Below are 21,626 nucleotides of genomic sequence, written 5' to 3' on the forward strand. Positions count from 1 at the left end.
CTCCTTATGGCGCGGACGGCGCGTCGCGGCTGGCCGTTGCGCGGACGCGGCGCTCGGCCGCCGCGCCCGGCGGCGCGGCGACGCGAGGTCCGGGGTTCTGTTCGGGGTCGCGGCGTCGCGTGAGCCACACCACGCTCCACGTGGCGAGGACAAACGGCGCGGTCAGCGCCGGCAGGCCGGCGCGCATCGCGATCTGCTGCAACGCTGCGGACCACAGGATACCGCCAGTCGCCGCGGCACGCCCGCGTCCGGCCAGCGCGAGGGCGGTCAGCGCGCCATTCAGGCCGAGCAGGCCGGCGTCGAATGCGTCAGGGCTTGCGCCCAGCCACACCTGCACGGCGCTGCCGAGTCCCGCGCCGGCCAGCGCCAGCAGCGCATGCCGGCGCGACGCGGCGGCGATGCCGCCGAGCACCAGCAGGCCTGCCCACGGACCGGATGCGAAGCCCGTCTGCGCGAGTCCGGCGAGGATCCCCTGCGCGGCGCGCGCGGCGAGCGGCAGCCCGCCCGGCGACGCGAATGCGACATGCGGCGAGAACGTCGCGAGCAGCCCACGAGCGCCGGGCGGCAGCCCGGCCGGAAAAAGCCGCCAGAACGACTGCGCAGGCGCGGCGGTAGCGGATCCGGCCGCATGCCGGGCAAACGGCAGCCAGAGCCACGTGACGAGCAGGCACGGGCTCGAATAGAACCCCGCGCCCCACGGGCGCAGCCTGCGCGACAGCGGCGCGATCAGCCACGCGCTCGCGCTGCCGGCGAGAATCGCGACAGCCGCCGCGGTGCGCCCGTCACCGATGAAGACGAACGCCGCGAGCCCCGCGAGCGCGCCATTGAAGCCGTGCAGGCCGGCGCGCGTATCGGCGTCGTCGCAGCCGGCCAGCATCGCGCCGATATTGGCGGCGACCGCGCCGATCAGCGCCGCGCACGCGAGCCGCGGCGCGCAGACGAGCCACGCCGCGAGCAGGCAGGCGCCGGTGAATGCGTTCTCTTGCAGCACGATCTGGCCGACGCTGCGCAGCAACGTGCGCAGCGCGGCGGAGTCGGCGTTTGGGGTGTCGGTGGACATCGGCGGCAGGCGGGCGGCGCGCATGCGCCGCCACGGTGTGAAAGTCAGCCGCGAGCATAGGGCAGCCGCCGGCCGACAGGCATCCATGCGCGTTGATAGTGGCTATTTGACGTGAGGCGCGCGCGTCATCCGGGCGACCGTGCGTGTGCGTGTGCGCGTTTGCGCGTGCGTTTGCCGCGGCGCCAGAGAGGCGGCGGCCGATGTACCGCCGGCATCGTCGCCCGTGTCGCGACGCGCGTCAGGACAAGCCCGGCGGCAGGCGCGCTAGCCGTTCGCCCCCGTATTGGCCCCCGTATTGGCCCTCGTACCGGCGCTCGTATCCGCCCTCGTATCCGCCCTCGTATCCGCCCCGGTCCCGGCCTCCATACCTGCCCACGAACCCGCCTTCGTCCCCGCATCGCGCGCGGACTGGGCGCGCGCGAACGCATCGATTCGCGCGGCGATGCCGGCCGGATCGCGCAGCACGACCCAGTGTCCCGCGTCGACCGTCTCGCGCGTGTATGTGCCGAGCCAGCGTTCGAGCCCGAGCGACAGCGGCGCGCCGACATAACGGTCGCGCAGCGGCACGATGAACTGCACCGGTGCGTGTGCGCGGCGCGCGCGCGGCTGCCTGAGCCGGGCGACGAAGTTCGCGCGGTACAGATTCAGTCCGTTCAGCGCGTTGCGCAACTGCGCCGGGTCGCGGGCGGGCTGCACCCGTTCGGTGATGCGCAGCCAGAGCGGCCACGCGCGCGCGCCGCCGAGGCGCCAGACCAGTTCCGGCACGAGCGGCAGATGGAAGAACACGATGTACCACGATTTCAGGACCTGCCGCATCCCGTCGCGGACGCTGCGCGCACTGCGTGGCGCGGTGCTTTGATCCATGCTTCGATCCGCGCTTCGAGCCGCATTTTGCCCCCGGGCGCCGCGCAGACCGGCGGCCGCATGATCGAGACAGGGTCCCGAGATCGACGTGAACGATGCAATGCGGCCCGCAAACGCCGGATCGGTGACCGCCTCCCAGCTCTGGATCGAGCCCCAGTCGTGCGCGGCGAGGTGAAACGGGCGCGCGCCGCAGGTCGCGTCGGCGACTGCGGCGAGATCGGCGGCGAGTTCGGCGAGCCGATAGCCGGCGCGCGTGCGCGGCGCGCCGGATGCCCCCGCGCCGCGCACGTCGTAGCTGATCACGCGGTAGCGCCCGTCGAGCGCGGCGCGCACCGGCTCCCAGACGGCCGCCGAATCCGGATAGCCGTGCACGAGAATCAGCGGCGGCGCGTCGCGCGGGCCGCTCACGTAGACGGCGAGGCGCACGTCGCCGCTTTGGACGGCGAGTGCGTCGAGGATCACGCGGCCGCCCGCACGCCGCGCCGGCTCGTCTTCAGCGCGCCGGGCTGGGCGGCGTTCGCGGCATCGACGGCTGCGACCAGCCCGTCGATGCGCGCGAGCTGCGCGCGGTTGTCGTGGTCCCACGGATGAAAGCCAGGTCTGAAGAAATCGAGCCACTCGCGCGCGATGCGCGGAAACACGCCGTGCCGCGGCCCGTACAGAAACGTCACGACGCGCGCGAGTCCGCGCAGATGTCCGCCGCGCCGGCGGTCGGCGATCATCAGGCGCAGGTGGTAATCGAACACGATCAGCCAGAAGAACAGCGTAACCGCGAGCATCGTGCCGGTGCGCAGCAGATAGCGCCCGACGCCCGGCTTCAGCACCGCGTTCCACACGTCGAACGACACCGCCTTGTGCTCGGTTTCCTCCAGCGCATGCCAGGTCCACATCTGCCGGTAGCCTTCGACGGCGCCCGCAATGCGCGTGTCGTCCGACAGCAGCAGGCCCGCGAGCATCGCGGTGTAATGTTCGAGCGCAACCGTCATCGCGAGCTGGAATGCCTTCGGCAGCTTGCGGTTCAGGTTCAGGAACAGCGTCAGGCGCCGGTCGAGCTTGTGCGCGGGCAGGCCCGCCGCCTGCAGCAGATCGTTGTATTCGACGTGCTCGCGGGTGTGCATCGCTTCCTGGCCGATGAAGCCGAGCACCTGCTTTTTCAGCACCGGATCGTCGATGCGCTCGCGGTAGTTGCGCACGCTGTCCATGAAAAAGCGCTCGCCGGCCGGAAACAGCAGCGACAACGCGTTGAAGAAATGCGTCACGTGCGAACCTTGCGCATGCCAGTCGCAGGCGCGCTCGGGCGGCAGGGCGAAACGAAGGTCGCGGCGGATCGGCATCATGAGGGGACTCCTTGTCTGGGCGGGTGGCCATCCTGCGCGGCGCATCGCCGCGCGGGCGCGGTTGAACGTGAAAGGGCGGGTCCGCGCGTCATGCGCGCCGGCCCGCCGGTTGCGCGGCACGCGCACGCCGGGCCGCCTGGCGTTTGAGCCGGCGCGTCTGCAGCACGACGAGCGCCTGATACGCCGCGGGCAGCGTGCGCGCGAGCCAGTCGGCGGCACGCGCGTCGCGGCCGATCAGCACGCGGCGCCGGTTCTTGCGCACGCCGTCGAGGATCACGCGCGCGGCCGTATCGGCGCTCGTGATGAAAAATTTTTCGAAATCGTCCTTGCCCTGCTGCTCGCTTTCGAGCATGAAGCCGACCATGTTCGGCGCGATCCGGCTCGCCTGCGCGATGTTCGTGCGGATGCCGCCCGGATGCACGCAGGTCGCGGATACGCCGCAGCGCATCAGGTCGAGTTCCTGGCGCAGCGCTTCGGTGAAGCCGCGCACCGCGAACTTGGTCGCGTTATAGCCGCTCATGCCCGGCTGCGCGAACAGCCCGAACACGCTCGACGTGTTGACGATATGCCCTTCGCCGGCGGCTTTCAGATGCGGCAGGAACGCCTTCGTCCCATGAACGACGCCCCAGAAGTTGACGCCGACGATCCATTCGAGGTCCTGATAATCCATCCCGTCGATCGTGCTCGACAGCGCGACGCCCGCATTGTTGAAGACGAGGTTCACGCGTCCATGCCGCGCGACGGTCTCGCTGGCCCAGTCGAACACCGCAGCGCGATCGGCGACGTCGAGCACGTGCGTCGTGACGCGCAGCGGTGCGCCGGCGCGCGCCGGCGCGGCCGCGGCGGCGAGCCGCGCCGTCTCTTCGAGGTTCGCGGCATGCCGGTCCGCGAGCGACAGATGGCAGCCCTCGCGGGCCAGGTGCAGCGCCAGTGCGCGGCCCATGCCGGACCCTGCGCCGGTGATCGCGGCGACGCGATCGGTGAAGTGCTTCATCTGCGTTCTCCTGTGCTGTCTGCGTGCGCCGGGCGCGCGGGGGCATGCGCGGCGGCAGTCGTGTTGCGGATCGGGGGGGCCGTATCAGGTCGCACCGGCAGAGGCGCCCGCGCCGGCGGGATGCGCGGCCTCGACCGGCGCGATGGGCCCGGTGCGCGGCGGGTACGCGAAATAGTCGTCCATCGTGAAGCGGCGCGTCGCCTGGCGGAAGCGGAACGCAAACCCCGGCCACAGCGTCGTATTGCGTCCCGAACGCGGATCGAGATACCAGCTTTTGCAGCCGCCGATCGACCAGATCGCGCGCGACAGCTTGTGCTGGAGGTGTGCGTTGTACGCACGCTCGACCTGCGGGCGCACTTCGATCGCGCCGGCGCGCCCGATGCGCATGGCGTCGAGCGCGCGCAGCACGTACTCGACCTGAGACTCGATCATGTAGACCATCGAGTTGTGGCCCAGCCCGGTGTTCGGGCCGACGATCATGAAGAAGTTAGGATAACCAGGCAGTGTCGTACCCAGATACGCGTGCGCGCCGTTGCGCCACGTATCGACGATGTCGGCGCCGTCGCGGCCGATCACGACGCCGCGCGGGAACGGGTCCGCCACCTGGAAGCCGGTGCCGAAGATCAGGCAGTCGACCGGATGACGCGTGCCGTCGGCGGTGACGACGGCGTCGGCCTCGATGCGGGCGATGCCGTCCGTCACCACCGAGACGTTTTCGCGGGCGAGCGCCGGATAGTAGTCGTTCGAGATCAGGATGCGCTTGCAGCCCATCGTGTAGCCGGGTGTGAGCGCGGCGCGCAGGCGGGCGTCGGGGACCTGCCGGCGCAGATGGCGCAGCGCGATCTTCTGCGCGCTTTTCATCAGCGACGGATGGACGGCGAAGCCGAACGCGCGCGATTCGAGCATCGAGAAGAGGCCCGCGCGCACCAGTTTCTGCGTGAACGGCAAGTGACGGAACAGCCATTGCTCGAACGGCTTCACCGCGCGGTCCGCTTTCGGCATGATCCACGGCGGCGTGCGCTGGAACAGGTGCAGCTGCGCGACGCGCGGCGCGATCTGCGGCACGAACTGGATCGCGCTCGCGCCGGTGCCGATCACCGCGACGCGCTTGCCTTCGAGCGCGTAGCCGTGGTCCCACTGCTGCGAGTGAAAGGTCTTGCCGCGAAACGTGTCGAGGCCGGCGATCTCGGGCAGCGCCGCGCGCGAAAGCCCGCCCATCCCGGACACCAGCACGCGCGCGGACCATTGCCGGCCGTTCGCGAAGCGCAGATGCCAGCGGTGCCGCACGTCGTCGTAGACGGCGCTGACGAGCGCGTGGCCGAAGCGCAGGTGCGGCTCGACGCCGAAGCGCCGCGCACAGTCCTCCAGGTACGCGCGGATTTCCGGCTGACGCGCGAACATGCGGCTCCAGCGCGGATTGGGCGCGAACGAGAACGAGTACACATGCGATTGCACGTCGCACGCGCAGCCGGGGTAATGATTGTCGCGCCAGGTGCCGCCGACGGAGGCGGCCTTCTCGGCGACGAGGAAATCGGTCATGCCGGCCTCGCGCAGCCGGATCGCCATGCCGAGGCCGGCAAAGCCGGAGCCGATGATCGCGATATCGGTTTCGAGCGGCGCGAGCGCGTCCGGGGGCATCGAGCGAGCGTTCATCCGGTCCGTCTCCTTTTTCACTATTAACTGTTACATTGATTGATGTAACGATAGGGGCGCGCGGCGGATTGCGCAAGGGCGGCGGCTAGACGGGAGACTCTATCGGGGCGGAAACGGCCGGAGGGCGCTGTTTTTTGCCGGCGGGAAGGGATGCGGCGGGAAGGGGTGTTGCGGGTAGGGAAGCGGGGAAGCCCGTCGGGTGCTGCGGAGGGCGGGCGCGCCGAGGGGGCGTGTATGCGTTGGGCGCGCGCGGGTCGTCACGCGCAGGGGCGCCGCGCGGGCCGGGTTCGCTGCGTGACCCGGCCCGCGCGTGCAAAGCCGTGCTACTGGGCGGCGTGCTGCGCCTGGGCCGGCGCGTCGCTGGCAGGGGCGCCGGCAGGGACGTTGCCGGACGCGGCGCGCGGCAACCCGGTCGCGCCGACGATTTGCAACTCGCGGGTGCGCAGTGGCAGCCGGCACTCCGCATCGGTCAGCGTGCGCCGCACCTGGCGCGACAGCGCCCAGCGCAGATCCCAGAACGTGTCGATCGTCGCCCAAACGCGGATGTTCAGCACGGCGGTGCTGTCGTCGAAGCGGCTCACCATCACCTGCGGCGCCGGCTCGGGCAGCGCGCGCGGATCCGCAAGCGTCAGGGCGCGCAGCGCCTCGATTGCGCGCTCGACATCGTCGCGCACCGACACTTCCACTTCGAGATCGAGCCGGCGGGTCGGATTGCGCGTGTAGTTGCGGATTGCGTTGCTCCACAGCGCGCTGTTCGGCACGTACTCGCAGATCCCGTCCGCTTTCGTGAGCCGCGTCGTGAACAGGCTGATCTCCTCGACGGTGCCGGCCACGCTGCCGCTGCCCGATTCGATCGAGTCGCCGACGCGAAACGGCCGCAGCAGCAACAGCATGATGCCCGCCGCGATGTTCTGCATCGTCCCCTGCAGCGCGAGACCGATCGCGAGGCCGGCCGCGCCGAGCACCGCGACGATGCTGGCCGTCTCGATGCCGAGCTGCGACAGCGCGCCGACGATCGCAATGACGCGGATACCCCACAGGCTGCTATCGCAGAGGATCGGCCGCAGCGTCGCGTCGAGGCGCGACTGGCGCGTGAGCAGCCGGTTCAGCGAGCGCGCGACGCGGCGCGCGATCCACCAGCCGACGACAAGCATCAGCACGGCGGCGCTCAGGTGCATCGAGAACGTCGTCAGGCCGTTCCAGAGGAACGTCCAGCGGTCCGGATGGAGATGGGTAAGAAGGTCTTGCAGGGCCATGGGAATCCTTGTCGTGAAGCCGCCGCGACGCGTGGCGGGCGTGCGGGAGAGGGCGATGCTTTGGGCGCGCGGGCGCCGGGTGCCGTCTGGTGCCGTTTGGAATCGTCCGGGGCCACCCGGAACCATCCGGGACGGTCCCGGGCTGTCCCGGGCCATATGGGCGGCGCGCGGCGCGCAAAGGCGTGCCGCCCTGTCGAGTGATGGCGTAATGGCGCAGGCGCCATGCAGCGCACCATGCAGCGCAACGCTGCCGCAACGCCGCAACGGCGCGACGCGCATGATAATGCCTGTCAGGCAGCGCCGTGCGCTTCTTTAAACTTCTTTATCGTTTTGTCGACGCGCGGGACATAGCCGCGCCCTGCGCGGCGCGCGCGCCGACAGCGCGGCTTATCTTCCGCGTTTGCCGGCCGGCGCGGTACGTGTCGTGCCACGCGCTGGCGCGCCTGCCGCGGACGGGGTAGCGGCCGCGGTGGCCGCAGCGGGGCGTGCGGCGCCGCCGCCCGTCGGGGATGCGCCCTCGCGCATCGTCTCGGGCGACGCCGCGCTGCCCAGCCGCGCGAGGATGGCGGCGACGCGGTCGCCGAGATAGTCGCCGGACGCCTCTTCGAGCGCGCGGTTCGTCTCGGTTTCGACCAGCACCATCGCGAGCGGCCGGACGCGCCAGATCGTCTCGACGAGCGCCGGCACGTCGGCCGGCGGCGGCAGTGCGTCGGATGCGTAGCGGTCGAGCTGGCGCACGACCAGGTCGACCATCGCCTTCGCGACCGCCTGGAAATGCGGCCGCGAGATCCGTACCGCGTCGAGCAGGCCGGCGAGGTCGATACCCTGCTGCGCCATCGTCGCGCCGGCCGACAGCGCGGCCGGGCTGCGCGCGACGAACGACAGGCCGTCGCGCTCCAGCAGCCCGAGTTCGACCGCTTTGCCGAGCACGCCCGGCGATGCCTGTTTGCCGAACATCTGCTTTAGTTCGAGCAGCGAGTACTTGCGCGGACGTTCGTGCGACCAGCGGCTGCCGATGGCCGTCTCGAGCCCGAGAATCGCACGCAGGTCGTGGCCTTCGTCGACGGCCTTGATCAGGTCCTGGATGTTCGCGAGCGTGTAGCCGCGCGCGAGCAGGTGGTGGATCAGCTTCAGGCGCGAGACATGCGTTTCGTCGTAAATGCCCACCCGGCCGCGCTTTTCCGGCGGCGCGAGCAGCCCGCGGTCCTGATACGCGCGCACGTTGCGCACGGTCGTGTCGGTTACGCGGGCGAGTTCGTCGACCGTGTATTCGTGGCGTGGCGTCGCGGGCGCCGGGGGGGAGGGCGTGTTCGGCATGGGGGGATTCTAACGCGGCGTTAGCGACGCCGGCGTGACCGGGAACCGGGCGGACCGCCGGATCCGGCCGCTGCCGGCGGGCGTGGCGATCTTTCTGCGGGACCGCTCGGGCGCAGCGCTCGGACACAGCGCTCGGACACAGCGCTCGGACACAGCGCTCGGGCACAGCGCTCGGGCACAGCGCTCGGGCACAGCGCTCAGGCACACTGCTCAGACATAACGCTCAGACACGCTGCGGTTTGGGCAGCGCGTTTGCGCCCGCGCCGAGCGCGCGTTGCATCAGCGTCGTATCGAGCCAGCGGCCGTGCTTGAAGCCGACGGCCTTCAGCGTGCCGACCAGCTCGAAGCCGAGGCTGCGGTGCAGCGACAGCGAACCGCCGCTGCCATGATCCGCGATCACCGCCACCATCTGGCGCCACGGACCGGCTTCGCACCGCTCGATCAGCGCCTGCAACAGCAGACGGCCGAGTCCGCGGCCCCGCCAGGCGTCGTCGATGTAGATCGAGTCTTCGAGCGTATGGCGATAGGCCGCGCGCGGCCGGTACGGTGTCGCGTAGCAGTAGCCGGCCAGCGTCCCGCCGATCTGCGCGACGAGATACGGCAGCCCGTGCGCGTGCACGGCGGCGAGGCGGCCGCGCAAATCGTCGACCGAAGGCGGCGTCTCCTCGAACGACGCGACGCCATGGAGCACATGGTGCGCGTAGATCGCCTGGATGGCCGGCAGATCGTCTTCGGTGGCATCGCGCAGATGGGCGGCGTCGGACTGGAGCAGACTCATGCGGGTTTCCGGTGGATGGATCTCGTGATGAAACATCACGGCAAAGACAACACTATGCCCGGACAGCACGCGTCGGTGGAAGGGCTCAAAAAGCGTGGCCGGCGGGCCCGTGCCGCCGCCGGCCGGATGGGCCGAGACGCAAGATGTCGCGGATACGCGTGGAGCGCCACGAGTGCACGCGTTCGCGCCTGGGCGGACCGCGTCGAACGTCGGGCATCGGGCATCGGGCATCGAGCATCGAGCATCACGCATCACGCATCACGCATCACGCATCACGCATCACGCGGAGGCCGCGCGGCCGATGCGCGCAGCGGCGCAGCCGCTTGCGCAACATTTTGCGGAAAGTCGCGCGCGGCTTTCACATGCGGTTTGACGCGGGGTTTTGCGTACCGCCGCGCGCCGAACCCGGCGCGGACGGGGCGCGAGTATCGGCGAGCGCGAACCGTCGCGCGCTCGCGACGCAGGCGACGACGACGACGGTCACCACGAGCATCGCCGGCGGCACCTGCTCATGCAGCAGCAATGCGGCAAGCATGAAGCCGAAGAACGGCTGCAGCAACTGCAGTTGCGCGACGCCGGCAATGCCGCCTAGCGCGAGGCCGCGATACCAGAACACGAAGCCGATCAGCATGCTGAACAGCGACACGTACGCGAGCGCCCACAGCGAGGCCGCATGGACCGCGCCGAACGAGGCGGGGCGCGACGCCACCGCGAGCGGCAGCATCACCGGCAGCGAGAGCACCAGCGCCCACGAGATCACCTGCCAGCCGCCGAGGTGGCGCGCGAGCCGCGCGCCCTCCGCATAGCCGAATCCGCAGACGACGATCGCCGCGAGCATCAGCGAGTCGCCGAGCGGCGCGGTGCGGATGCCGTGACGCAGCGCGAACGCGGCGACCGCCATGCTGCCGAGCGCGGAGCACAGCCAGAATGCGGGGCGCGGCCGTTCGCCGCCGCGCAGCACGCCGAAGATCGCGGTGCTGAGCGGCAGCAGCCCGATGAACACGATGGCGTGCGCGGACGTCACGTGCTGCAGCGCGAGCGCGGTCAGCAGCGGGAAGCCCACCACGACGCCGCCCGCGACCGCGGCGAGCGGCACGATCTCGTGCCGCGCCGGGCGCGCGCGCGCGAACACCAGCAGCAGGATCAGGCCGAGCGTGCCGGCGATCGTCGCGCGCGCGGTGGTCACGAACAGCGGAGCGAGACCTTCGACGGCCACGCGCGTGGCCGGCAGCGAGCCGCTGAAAATCAGGACGCCGAGCAGGCCGCTCAGCCAGGCACTCGCGGTGCCGCGGCGCGTGGCCGGGCGGCTCGCATGCAGATCGGGGCGGGGTAGGGTCATCGGGACTCCGGGGGCAGTAGCAGCGTCCAGCATGCGCGCCGGCAGCGAAAAGGTTAAGCTACAGATCAGTACAATTCTCTCAAACTGTACGGTACGTACAGCAGTACAGATGACGCACACTTTCCACGATGTCGGCGCACGCGCGCCCGCCGGGCGCACGCGCGTCGAAGCGGTGATGGACGCACTGCGCGAGCGTATCGCAAGCCGCGCGCTGATGCCGGGTGCGCGCGTGCCGTCGATCAGGACGATCGCGCAGGCGTCGCAGGTGTCGAAGTCGACGGTGGTCGAGGCGTATGACCGGCTCGTCGCGGAGGGCGTGCTGGTCGCGCGGCGCGGCGCCGGGTTCTTCGTCTCCGGGCATGCGCCGCCGCTGGCGCTTGCCGACCTGGGCCCGCGTCTCGATCGCGAGCTCGATCCGCTGTGGCTGTCGCGCCAGTCGCTCGAAGCCGGCGAGGCGGTGCTCAAGCCGGGGTGCGGCTGGCTACCGGCGTCGTGGCTGCCGGAAGACGGCATGCGCCGCGCGCTGCGCGCGCTCGCGCGCGACCCGCATGCGCCGCTCGCTGATTACGCGAATCCGCTCGGACTGCCCGCGCTGCGCCAGCAACTCGCCTGGCGGCTCGCGCAGCACGGCGTCGACGCGCCGCCCGAGCAGATCGTCCTGACCGACGGCGGCACGCACGCGCTCGATCTCGTGTGCCGTCTGCTGCTCGAACCGGGCGACACGGTGCTGCTCGACGATCCGTGCTACTTCAACTTCCAGGCGTTGCTGCGCGCGCATCGCGTGCGGATCGTCAGCGTGCCGTATACGCCGAACGGTCCCGACCTCGCGCGCTTCGAGCGGGTGCTCGCCGAGCATCGGCCGCGGCTGTACGTGACCAACTCGGCGCTGCACAACCCGACGGGCGCGACGCTGGCGCCGGCCGTCGCGCACCGCGTGCTGAAGCTTGCTGGCGAGCACGACCTGCTGATCGTCGAGGACGACATCTTCGCGGATCTCGAAGACGAAGCGGCGCCGCGCCTCGCCGCGTTCGACGGCCTCGCGCGCGTCGTGTCGATCGGCAGCTTCTCGAAGACGCTGTCGGCGGCCGCGCGCTGCGGCTATGTGGCCGCGCGCGGCGACTGGATCGATCCGCTGGTCGATCTGAAGCTCGCGACCACCTACGGCAACGGGCAGCTGAGCGCGAGCGTCGTGCACCGGCTGCTGATCGACGGTACCTACCGGCGTCATCTCGAGACGCTGCGCGCGAAGCTGGCCGATGCGATGGGCGACACGATCCGGCGGCTCACCCAGGCCGGGCTCGACGTGTGGACGCGTCCGCGGGCCGGCATGTTCGTGTGGGCGCGTCTGCCGGCGTCGCTCGACGCGGCGCCGGTGGCGCGCGACGCGTTGCGCGACGGCGTCGTGCTCGCGCCCGGCAACGTGTTCAGCGTGTCGCAGTCGGCGGCCGGCTATCTGCGTTTCAACGTGTCGCAGAGCAACCGGCCGAAAGTCTATGACGTGCTGCTGCGCGCGCTCGATGCCGCTCGCGCGCAGGCCTGAAGCACGCGCTTCAGGCGCTCAGTGGCACAGCATCAAAATGCGCGCCTCGCCGGTGCAGGGGGGACCTGCGTCGTTCGCCGCGGGCGCGGGGGCGGCGTTCAGTGTCGCGACGCGATGCGCGAGGCAGGCGCGCAGACGCTTCTCGACCGGCCCGTAGTACTGCCAGCCTTTGCCGAGTTCGGGCAGCGCGAGTTTCACCTGCCGCCATTTCGGATGGCCGTAGGCCTGCAGGTTGCCGAAGTTGTGGCACAGCGAATCGGCGAAGCGGTCCAGATGGACGACGGTGTCGCGCAGCCCGTAGTCGTAGGTCACCAGATACGACTTCACGGTGAAGGTCGGCGTGTCGTCCTTCAGCCAGTCGGGGTAGCTGGCGGTGTGGATCGTCGCCGGAAAGTACGTCTGTTCCGCGCGCGCGGTTTCCGGTGCATGCGGGTCGACGCGCAGCAGGCGCAACTGCTGCAGCAGCGCGGGATTCATGTCGGTGAAGAGTTTCGCGGGCTGCCCGACGACGATGATCGCCACGTCGATCTTGTGGACGATCAGCGCCGCAAGCGCGTCCTCGTTGCTCAGGTGCCGCGCGTTCTGCTCGGGCAGCGGCTGGCCGAACATCAGCCGGTAGATCGTGTACGCGGACTGCGCGGTGCCGCTGCCGAGCAGCCCGACGCTGATCGTCTTGTCGCGGATGTCGTTGATATTCTTCAGCGGCGAGTCCGCGCGTACGACGAAATTGATCTCTTCGTCGTAGAGCGGCATGATCAGCCGCAACGGACGGATCGCGACCCCCGCGTCCGCATCGCCCGCATTCGCCATGTCGAGGTACGCCTGGTACACGTCGGACTGCACCAGCGCGAGCTTCACGCCGGGCTGGTAGCGCAGCCGCTGCACGTTCTCGGCGGAGCCTTTGGACGGCGCCACGTCGAGCGTGATGCCGGCCGGCGGCGCGACCCATTTCGCGAGATCCGCGCCGATCTGGATATACGTGCCGCGCTCCGGGCCGGTGACGATCGTATAGTGCGCCGGCTCGGCATGCGCGGCCGCCACGGCCAGTGCGAGTCCGAACCAGCCTGCGAGCATTGTTCTGAACATGGTTGTCCGCCTCCGGGTATCCGGTTGAATGCGTCTTCGCGATGCACGTTGCGAAGGATCGGTGAGCCGGTCGTGCGCTGCGATGCCTGCCCGAGGCTGCAGCGGTTCTGTGGGGTGGTGCGCGCCGTGTCGCGATCCGGCGTCTCGTGGTCTGCGTGCTGCGGTGCTCGATAGCGGTGCGTCGGTACAGCGGTACAGCGGTACAGCGGTACAGCGAAAGCGGTGCTTCACCGTGCGGGTGCCGACGCCGCCACACCCGGCGCATGCCGCCAGCCGGATGCGGTGATCGCGCGGATCTGCGGGTCGATTGCGGCGGACGCGGCAGCCGCCTGCGCAGCCTGCGACGAGGTCGCCCGCGCGCCCGGCTGCGTCCAGCCGGTCTCGACGATCGCGCGTTCGAGCAGCGCCTGCGCATCGGCGCTGCCGCGATCGATCGCGAGCGCGTCGCTCGCGCGCTGCGCGACGCACGGCCACTGGCGGTTCGCGCGGCATGTGCGCGCGGCCTGCAGCGCGACGTCGCGCTGCGCCTCGAGCGGCGCCAGTTCGTGCTGCAGTGCGCGCGCGTCGGCGTTCTGCGGCGCGATCGAGAGCGTGGCGTCAAGCGCGGCCTGCGCGCCGCCGAGATCGTGTGCGTCGCGATGCGCGCGTGCGGCCGCGAGGCCTTGCGCGACGTCGCGTAACGGCGGCGTCGCCGGCGCGCGTGCGTCATCAGACGAATGCGGCACTGCGGAGTCGCGCGCCGCGATCATGCCCGTAGTTGTTTGGGTGTCCTGTGTATGATCGGAGGATTGCGATCCGGCGTGATTGCCCGCGAGCGTGTAGAGACCATACGCGCCCGCGATCGCCACGACGACGGCGAGCGCAAGCAGCCCCCGCGCCGCCGCGCCAGATCGCGCGGCGGTGTGTGCGGCGGTGTGCGCGGCGGTGTGTGCGGTAAAGGCGCGCGGCGCACGCGCGATAAAACGCTGCGGCGCGCTCGCGATAAAACGCCACGGCGCGGGCCGTGTCACCGCAGCCGACGGCGGTGCGGCGGACGGCAGATCAGGCGTCACGGCGGGGACGGGCTTGTCGGGCAGCAGCACCGCGCGGACCGTTGCGTGCGCAACGGGGGCGGGCGGCGGCGCCGCAAAATCAAGCGGATGCGGCGTGCCGCAGTAGGGGCACGTGTCGACGTGCTGATAGAGCACGCCGCGGCAGTGTCGGCACGGCGCGGGAAGACGTTGACGGTGAGAAGCCTCGGTCGACATGCTCGGCTCCAGCCTGCGACAGGCGATGCGGTCGCGGCGTGCGGCGGATCGCGCGCGGCGTGTATCTTCGCGCCGCGCGATTCACGTGCGCTGCTCTGCGCGGCGGCACGATGCATCGTCCCTTGCGCGGTCACGCTGTGAGCAATATGTGAGGTTTCTCTGCGAACGTCAATCGACGTTCGCACCTGGTCTGCAATGCGCGACGCGATGTCGCGCGCACGCATCGATCGTGGCCTTCAGGTCTGATGAAACGCCGCGCGCGACGGCGCCATGAGCGCGCATTCAGTGCTTGCGCAACGGATGATCCTGCAGCAGCCAGGCGAGCGCGAACGCGAGCACCACGACACACGCGGCGGCGAGATACACGGTGTGCAACGCGCCGGCAAATGCCTGAAGATAGTCGTCCTGCAGCGCAGCCGGCAGATGATGAATCTCGGCAGGCCCGAGCGTATGCGGCAATGCCGCGTCCGGCGGCAGCAGCGTGTGCAGTCGCGCCGCGAGTCCGTTCGAGAAGACCGCGCCGAATCCGGCCACGCCGACCGAGCCGCCGATCGAGCGGAACAGCGTGGCGCCCGATGTGGCGACGCCCACGTGCCGGAAATCGACGGTGTTCTGCACGGCGAGTATCAGCACCTGCATCACCATGCCGAGACCGAGGCCGAGCAGTCCCATGTACAGATACATCACATGAACCGGTGTCGCGGTCTTCAACTGCGCGAGCAGCATCATCGCGACGGCGACGAGCAGCGTGCCCGCAATCGGAAACATCCTGTATTTGCCGATCTTGCTGATGAGGCGGCCCGTGACGACGGACATCACGAGCAGGCCGAGCATCATCGGCAGCATCTGCATGCCGGCCTGCGACGGCGTCGAGCCCTTGACCACCTGCAAATACAGCGGAATGAACGTGACCGAGCCGAACAGCGACACGCCGATGATGAAGCCGATCAGGCTGCTCAGCGTGAACGTGCGCTCGCGAAACAGCGCGAGCGGCATCAGCGGCTCGGGCGCGCTGCGCTCCTCGTGCACGAAGCCGACCAGACAGATGACGCCCATCAGCAGCGTCATCCACAACTGCGGCGACGACCACGGCAGGATCGTGCCGCCCTGGCTCGTGAACAGGATGATGCAGGTGAGCGCGCCGGCAAGGAACGCGGCGCCCATGTAGTCGATCTGGTGCCGGATCTGCGACACGTGCGGCCGGAATACCGCACCGATCACGAGCAGCGCGACTACACCGAGCGGCAGGTTGATGTAAAAAATCCAGCGCCACGACAGATGCTCGACGAGAAAGCCGCCGAGCAGCGGCCCGATCACGGTGGCGAGGCCGAACACGCCGCCGAACACGCCCTGATAGCGGCCGCGCGCGGCGGGCGGGATCACGTCGGCGATCGCGGCCATCGTGACGACCAGTAGACCGCCGCCGCCGAGTCCCTGCAGCGCGCGCAGCACGATCAGCTGCGTCATGTCCTGCGCGAGTCCGCACAGCGCGGAGCCCGCGAGAAACAGCACGATGGCCGCCTGCAGCACGATCTTGCGCCCGTAGAGGTCGCCGAACTTGCCGTACAGCGGAACCACGATCGTCGAGGTCAGCAGGTATGCGGTGACGACCCACGACAGCTTGTTCAGCCCGCCCAGCTCGCCGACGATGGTGGGCAGCGCGGTCGATACGATCGTCTGGTCGAGTGCGGCGAGCAGCATGACGAGCAGCAGCGCGGGAAACAGCAGCCGGATCGGCGGGTGGTGCGGCGCGCCGGCGATGCCGGCCGCCGTGGGGGTATCGGAGTCCATGAGCGGAAGCGCGCAAACGCGTCTTGAAATTAATTAATGTGGAAATTAATATAGGCGACATCCTTCCTTTCGTCAAATTGACGCCCATGACCCGACTGTCGCCCGAATCAGGCCCGCCGCCGGCGGGCGCGCGGCGCCCTGGCCGCCCGGCCGGCGGCGCGCGCGGTGCGGCCCAGCGCGAACGGCTGCTCGACGTGGCGCTTGCGCGCTTCGCCCGCGAGGGCATCGGTGAGACGACGCTGGGCGCGATCGCGCGCGAAGCCGGCTTCACGCCGGCGATGGTGCATTACTACTTCAAGACGCGCGAGCAGTTGCTCGACGTGCTGATCGACGAGCGGTTCGCGCCGTTGCGCGCGTCGCTCGACGCCGCGTTCGAGGACCATCCGGACGACCCGGTGGCGGCGATGACGCAACTGGCGCGGCGCTTCGTCGAGGTCGCCGGACGGTATCCGTGGTTTGCGCCGCTGTGGGTGCGCGAGGTGATCAGCGACGCGGGACCGCTGCGCCAGCGCATGCGCGAGCGCTTCGGCGACGTGCGCCAGCGGGCGGGAATCGCATGGATCGAGCGCTGGCAGAAAGAGGGCCGGCTCAACCCGGAACTCGAACCGTCACTGATTTTCCAGACCGTGCTCGGTCTGACGATCCTGCCGCTCGCCACCTCGAACACCTGGCGCGACGACCCGCTGCGCCGCAGCCTGACGCCGGAGGACGTGGCGCGCCACGCGGTGGCGCTGCTCGCGCACGGGGTGGGGCCCATATAGGGCCGACTAGCCAGGGTGGCAACGTCAGCCTGGCCACACGATCCGCCCCCCACCGCTTCCCGCGCGTCTATCGGGGTGTCGCGCGACGCCCCGGGCGTCCGACAGCCAGCCGCACGAGGCACGCTCCGTGCTACCGGATGTAAGTCTGCGCGCATCGAACGCGCGTCGCGCCCGCGCAGAGGGCTGCCTGATGATGGTCCGCCGGACGGACCCAACCTGCTTTCTGACTGATTCCTGATAACGACGCAACATGAATCCCGTAACGAGACTCGACGAGGCCACGATTGTGCTCGTCGAAGACGATTCGCCGAGCCGCGAGTCGCTGAAGCTGCTGTTCGAGTCGGAGGGGGCGCGGGTGATCGCGGTGGCCGATGCGGAGGAGGGCGTCGCCGCCATTCTCGCGCAATCGCCCGATGCGCTCGTGTGCGATCTGGAACTGCCGTGCATGGACGGCTTTTACCTGATCCAGCGCCTGCGCGATTGCGAGATCAGCAGCGCCCGCGCGCCGGCGGTCGCCGTCGCGCTGACCGGGCACACCGGCGAAGCGTACCGGCTGCGCAGTATCGGCGAGGGCTTTCAGTATTTCATGACGAAACCGGTACAGCCCGAAGAACTGGTCGGACTGCTGCACGACGCGATCGCGGCACGCCCATGAAAAGCCCCTGAGCGCACCGCCCGCGCGGGCATCAGGCGCCGTGCGCGGCGGAGGCGGCGGTGCCCGACGCTTCGGCTTGCGCGGCCTGGCAGGCGGCGCACAGGCCCTTGAGTTCGATGTCGTCGCTCGCGAGCCGGTAGCCGGCATGCTGGACCTGTGCGACGAGCGCCTCGCGCAGCGTCGGCTCGTGCAGTTCGGTGACCATCCCGCATTGCTGGCACACCACCAGAATGCCGTGCTGGCACTGCGTCAGGTCGTGGCAGACGGTGAACGCATTGATCGACTCGATCCGGTGCACGAGCCCGGCCGACTGCAGGAAGTCGAGCGCCCGGTAGACCGTGGGCGGCGCCGAACCCGGGTGGATCTGGCGCATTTCGTCGAGCAGCGAATAGGCCTTGGTCGCGCGCCCGGACGCGAGCAGCAGTTCCAGCACCTTGCGGCGGATCGGCGTGAGCTTCTCGCCGCGTTCGCGGCAGTATTCCTCGGCCAGTTCGAGCGCGGCCTGCGGCGACGCCGCCGCGTGCAGATGCCGGTGCGCCGGCGCGTGATCGTGCGCCGCGGCGGTGTGTGCGGCTGCAGCGGAGGCCGGGGCGGACTTGGCGTTTTTCATGACACGATTATACGGTTCGACGCGCGATTCGACGTGCAGCGGCACGGCGTTGCGGCGGCCATGCCGCCGCAACGCTCCGGGCTCCGGCCCCCGCCGCCGGCCGGTCAGTCGAGCTTGACCGCGAAGCCGCGCTGCACGCCCGGGCGCGCGAACAGCGTGTCGTACCAGCGCCTGACGTTCGGAAAGTCGGCCAGGTCGACCTTGTGGCGCTCGTGCCGCCACGCCCAGCCGAGAATCGCGAAATCGGCAACCGACAGCGCGCCCGCAACGAACTCCGTCTGCGCAAGGCGGCGGTCGAGCACGCCGTACAGGCGGCGCGTTTCGTCGGCGTAGCGCTTGAGCCCGTAGCGCCGGTCCTCGTCGGACGCCAGCGCCGCGAAGTGGTGCACCTGCCCCGGCATCGGCCCGAAGCCGCCCATCTGCCACATCAGCCATTCGAGCACCGGTACGCGCTCGCGCAGGTCCGCGGGCAGAAAGCGGCCGGTCTTCTCGCCGAGGTACAGCAGGATCGCGCCCGATTCGAACACGCTCAGCGGCGTGCCGCCCGGCGCGTCGGTATCGACGATCGCCGGAATCCGGTTGTTCGGGCTGATCTGCAGGAACTCGGGCCTGAACTGCTCGCGCGCGCCGATGTTGACGGGCACCACCGTGTACGGCAGCGCCATCTCCTCGAGCGCGACGCTGATCTTGCGCCCGTTCGGCGTATTCCACGTATGAAGCGTGATGCTCATGTGCGGGGCCCGTCGCTCAGGTCAGCGGCACGTCGACGTGGTGCCGGAAGCCCACGCGCGTCGCGAGGCGCGAGTACCAGCGTTCGAGATTCGGCAGCGGCGGCCGCTCGACGCCTTCAAGGCCGAACCAGCGCCGCGCGAACGCGCCGATCACGAGGTCCGCGAGCGTGAACTTGTCGCCTTCGAGGAAAAAACGCCCCTGCAGGTACGTGTCGACCAGCTTCCACAGTTTGCCGACGGCCGCGAAATCGGCCGCGAGTTTCGCCGCGTCGCGTTCGGCGGCCGGCGTGCGCACGAGGGTCTGAAACACCGGACGCTCGGCCGGCGCAAGCGTCGAGAGCGACCAGTCGAGCCAGCGGTCGATGCCCGCGCGCTGCTTCGGCTCGCCCGGATAAAGCGGGCTCGCCCCGCCGTACTGCAGCGCCAGATAGCGCAGGATCGCATTCGATTCCCACAGCACGAAGTCGCCGTCGACGAGCGTCGGAATCTTGCCGTTCGGATTCATCGCCAGATACTCCGGCTCGCCGGTACGGCCAAACTGCAGACCCGCATCGATGCGCTCGAACGCGAGGCCAAGCTCGTCGCAACACCACAGCACCTTCTGGACGTTCACCGAGTTGGCGCGTCCCCAGATCGTCAGCATCCGCTCAATCCTCTTGTTTCGGGTTGGCAAGCCGCGCGCACGCGCGGCGTTCAGCCGGTAAACATACACGATGCGGGGCCCCGGCGTGCTGCCGGCTGCCTGCGCGCCCCGTGCGTTGCGTACAATGAGCGCTCCCGAACGCGACGAGATCCGCATGGCCCGCATCGTCCCCGACGACTGGAAACCGCTTGCCGCCACCGGCGCCGCGGCCCGCGAGCGCGAGACGCTCGCGCTGTTCGAGCACGCGCTGCCGGCCGGGTACACGGTCTATCACGGCGTGCACTGGACGCGGCTCGCCGAGGGCTTCCCGGTGTTCGGCGAGGCCGACTTCGTGATCGTCAGCCCGGCCGGCCGCGTGCTGGTCGTCGAGCAGCGCACGGGGTTTCTGCGCGAGACGCCGAAAGGCCTCGTGAAGGCGCATCTGCAGACCGAGCGCAACGTCGCGATCGGCCTCGCGCGCACCGTCGAGGCGCTGCACCGGCGCCTCGCGGCCGCCTTCGGCGCCGGCGCGTACGGCGTCGAAGCGCTGCTGTACTGCCCGGACCACACGGTGAAGGAGCCCGCGATCGCGGGGCTGGACCCGGCGCGCATCGTCGATGCACCGCGCAAGGCGCAGCTCGCGGCGCTCGTTCGCGCGGCGCTGCCGGAGGACGAGCCGCCGCTGCCGTACGCGGGCAAGATGCACGCGTTCTTCGCCGATCACCTGTCGCTCACGCCGGATGCGAGCGCGCTCGTCGGCCAGGCGGGCACGCTCGTCACGCGGCTGGCGGGCGGTCTCGCGACCTGGGCGCGGCGGCTCGAATGCACGCCGTTCCGGCTGCGCGTGATCGGCACCGCCGGCTCCGGCAAGACCCAGCTCGCGGTGCAGGTGATGAAGGACGCGGTCGCGCGCGGCGCGCGGCCGCTCTACGTGTGCTTCAACCGGCCGCTGGCGGACCACATCGCGAAGATCGCGCCGCCCGAGGCGAAGGTCGCGAACTATCACCAGCTATGCGACTGGATCGCGCGCGACGCCGGTCATACCCCGGATTTCAGCGGCGCAGGCGTGTTCGAGCAGCTGGAGGCGCGCTTTGCCGAGACGCCGATCGCGGCGCGCTGGCAGTTCGACGTGCTGATCGTCGACGAAGGGCAGGACTTCCAGCCGCCGTGGGTGGGCGCGCTCGCGCGGCTGCTGCGGCCGGACGGCGCGTGGTGGTGGCTCGAAGATCCGCTGCAGAATCTCTATTTGCGCGCGCCGGTCGAGCTGCCCGGCTGGGTCACGCTGCGCGAGAGCACCAATTACCGCAGTCCGCGCGACATCCTCGGCTATCTGCGCGACGTGGCCGGCGCCGCGGTGCCGCTCGCGGCCGCGCTCGTCGCGGGCAGCCCGTTCGACGGCTCCGGCGTCGCGCTGTCGGTCTACGACGACACGGCCGCGCCGCAGGGCTGCATCGACGCCACCAAGCGGGCGATCACGCAGGCGCTGTCGCTCGGCTTTCGCAAGCAGGACATCGCGGTGCTGTCGTTTCGCGGCCGCGAGCATTCGGCGCTCGCCGCGCTGGAACAGCTCGGGCCGCACCGGTTGCGCAGCTTCACCGGACGCTACGATCTGTTCGGCAACCCGGCCTGGCGCGACGGCGACGTGCTGGTCGAATCGATCTACCGCTTCAAGGGCCAGGCAGCGCCGTGCGTGATCCTGACCGAGGTCGACTTCGCGCAGTTCGACGAGCGCAGCGCGCGCAAGCTGTTCGTCGGCGCGACGCGTGCAACGATGAAGCTGATCGTGGTGGCGTCGCAGCGCGCCGCGGCGCACCTCGCGCGGGACCGTGACGGTGACGGCGGAGGTGGAGCCGCCTGAGGCGCCGAAGCCACCGAAGCCACCGAAGCCACCGAAGCCACACGCGACACGCGACACGTCCGATCCGCGCGGCGCGCGGCAACGCACGCGGCGCGCAAGGGCGCCCGCCGCCGGCCTTCTTTCCCCT

Annotated in this window: 19 protein-coding genes; 4 read left to right on the plus strand and 15 right to left on the minus strand. The window is 70.1% G+C overall.

Annotated elements, in window-relative coordinates:
* Window positions 1–4: 4 nt before the first annotated feature.
* The 9 genes from AC3AP7_RS21985 to AC3AP7_RS22025 all read right to left on the minus strand — a co-directional run bounded on the left by AC3AP7_RS21985 (window position 5) and on the right by AC3AP7_RS22025 (window position 10,598).
* Window positions 5–1,060 (minus strand): urea transporter, encoded by a 1,056-nt coding sequence (locus tag AC3AP7_RS21985; RefSeq protein ID WP_487364972.1) that lies wholly within the window; start codon window positions 1,058–1,060, stop codon window positions 5–7.
* Window positions 1,061–1,324: 264 nt separating this feature from the next.
* A complete protein-coding gene (locus AC3AP7_RS21990; protein ID WP_487364656.1) occupies window positions 1,325–2,386 on the minus strand; it encodes an alpha/beta fold hydrolase in 1,062 nt (353 codons plus the stop codon).
* Entirely contained in the window at window positions 2,383–3,261 is an 879-nt protein-coding gene (locus AC3AP7_RS21995; RefSeq protein WP_487364657.1) for a metal-dependent hydrolase, read from the minus strand. Before AC3AP7_RS21995 ends, AC3AP7_RS21990 begins: the two co-directional genes overlap by 4 nt.
* A gap of 88 nt (window positions 3,262–3,349) precedes the next feature.
* Entirely contained in the window at window positions 3,350–4,255 is a 906-nt protein-coding gene (locus tag AC3AP7_RS22000) for an SDR family NAD(P)-dependent oxidoreductase (RefSeq protein WP_487364658.1), read from the minus strand.
* Between the two features lie 84 nt (window positions 4,256–4,339).
* Window positions 4,340–5,908, minus strand: a complete 1,569-nt coding sequence (locus AC3AP7_RS22005; RefSeq protein WP_487364659.1) for a flavin-containing monooxygenase — start codon at window positions 5,906–5,908, stop codon at window positions 4,340–4,342.
* Window positions 5,909–6,231: 323 nt separating this feature from the next.
* Complete coding sequence (locus tag AC3AP7_RS22010) at window positions 6,232–7,164, minus strand: mechanosensitive ion channel family protein (protein WP_487364660.1); 933 nt, start codon at window positions 7,162–7,164, stop codon at window positions 6,232–6,234.
* Window positions 7,165–7,551: 387 nt separating this feature from the next.
* A complete protein-coding gene (locus AC3AP7_RS22015; RefSeq protein ID WP_487364661.1) occupies window positions 7,552–8,481 on the minus strand; it encodes a MerR family transcriptional regulator in 930 nt (309 codons plus the stop codon).
* 223 nt (window positions 8,482–8,704) lie between these two features.
* The gene (locus AC3AP7_RS22020) at window positions 8,705–9,259 is read right to left on the minus strand and encodes an N-acetyltransferase family protein (protein WP_487364662.1); all 555 of its coding nucleotides are present in this window, start codon (window positions 9,257–9,259) and stop codon (window positions 8,705–8,707) included.
* 358 nt (window positions 9,260–9,617) lie between these two features.
* Window positions 9,618–10,598 (minus strand): DMT family transporter, encoded by a 981-nt coding sequence (locus AC3AP7_RS22025; protein WP_487364663.1) that lies wholly within the window; start codon window positions 10,596–10,598, stop codon window positions 9,618–9,620.
* Window positions 10,599–10,707: 109 nt separating this feature from the next.
* Between AC3AP7_RS22025 and AC3AP7_RS22030 the strand changes: the two genes are divergently transcribed.
* The gene (locus AC3AP7_RS22030) at window positions 10,708–12,138 is read left to right on the plus strand and encodes an aminotransferase-like domain-containing protein (RefSeq protein WP_487364664.1); all 1,431 of its coding nucleotides are present in this window, start codon (window positions 10,708–10,710) and stop codon (window positions 12,136–12,138) included.
* Window positions 12,139–12,156: 18 nt separating this feature from the next.
* Here the strand turns inward: AC3AP7_RS22030 and AC3AP7_RS22035 are convergent, their stop codons facing one another.
* The 3 genes from AC3AP7_RS22035 to AC3AP7_RS22045 form a co-directional block, all read right to left on the minus strand.
* Window positions 12,157–13,224 (minus strand): TAXI family TRAP transporter solute-binding subunit, encoded by a 1,068-nt coding sequence (locus tag AC3AP7_RS22035; protein ID WP_487364665.1) that lies wholly within the window; start codon window positions 13,222–13,224, stop codon window positions 12,157–12,159.
* Between the two features lie 227 nt (window positions 13,225–13,451).
* Window positions 13,452–14,471, minus strand: coding sequence for a hypothetical protein (locus AC3AP7_RS22040; protein WP_487364666.1), 1,020 nt, complete (start codon window positions 14,469–14,471; stop codon window positions 13,452–13,454).
* 282 nt (window positions 14,472–14,753) lie between these two features.
* Window positions 14,754–16,262: an MDR family MFS transporter gene (locus tag AC3AP7_RS22045; protein ID WP_487364667.1), complete on the minus strand. Its 1,509-nt coding sequence runs from the start codon at window positions 16,260–16,262 to the stop codon at window positions 14,754–14,756.
* Window positions 16,263–16,348: 86 nt separating this feature from the next.
* On the opposite strand from AC3AP7_RS22045, the gene AC3AP7_RS22050 reads away from it, so the two are divergent.
* Window positions 16,349–17,023: a TetR/AcrR family transcriptional regulator gene (locus AC3AP7_RS22050; RefSeq protein ID WP_487364668.1), complete on the plus strand. Its 675-nt coding sequence runs from the start codon at window positions 16,349–16,351 to the stop codon at window positions 17,021–17,023.
* A gap of 250 nt (window positions 17,024–17,273) precedes the next feature.
* On the plus strand, window positions 17,274–17,678 hold the full coding sequence (locus tag AC3AP7_RS22055; RefSeq protein WP_487364669.1) for a response regulator: 405 nt from the start codon (window positions 17,274–17,276) through the stop codon (window positions 17,676–17,678).
* A 31-nt stretch (window positions 17,679–17,709) separates the two neighbouring features.
* Here the strand turns inward: AC3AP7_RS22055 and AC3AP7_RS22060 are convergent, their stop codons facing one another.
* The 3 genes from AC3AP7_RS22060 to AC3AP7_RS22070 form a co-directional block, all read right to left on the minus strand.
* Complete coding sequence (locus tag AC3AP7_RS22060; RefSeq protein ID WP_487364670.1) at window positions 17,710–18,288, minus strand: Fur family transcriptional regulator; 579 nt, start codon at window positions 18,286–18,288, stop codon at window positions 17,710–17,712.
* A 104-nt stretch (window positions 18,289–18,392) separates the two neighbouring features.
* The gene (locus tag AC3AP7_RS22065) at window positions 18,393–19,019 is read right to left on the minus strand and encodes a glutathione S-transferase family protein (RefSeq protein ID WP_487364671.1); all 627 of its coding nucleotides are present in this window, start codon (window positions 19,017–19,019) and stop codon (window positions 18,393–18,395) included.
* 16 nt (window positions 19,020–19,035) lie between these two features.
* Window positions 19,036–19,662 carry a glutathione S-transferase family protein gene (locus tag AC3AP7_RS22070; RefSeq protein ID WP_487364672.1) on the minus strand — a complete coding sequence of 209 codons (627 nt, stop codon included), beginning with the start codon at window positions 19,660–19,662 and terminating at the stop codon, window positions 19,036–19,038.
* A gap of 154 nt (window positions 19,663–19,816) precedes the next feature.
* Here AC3AP7_RS22070 and AC3AP7_RS22075 point away from each other — a divergent pair, with 154 nt between their 5' ends.
* On the plus strand, window positions 19,817–21,499 hold the full coding sequence (locus tag AC3AP7_RS22075; protein ID WP_487364673.1) for an ATP-binding domain-containing protein: 1,683 nt from the start codon (window positions 19,817–19,819) through the stop codon (window positions 21,497–21,499).
* Window positions 21,500–21,626 lie beyond the last annotated feature (127 nt).

The organism is Paraburkholderia sp. PAMB 6770, from assembly GCF_057748135.1.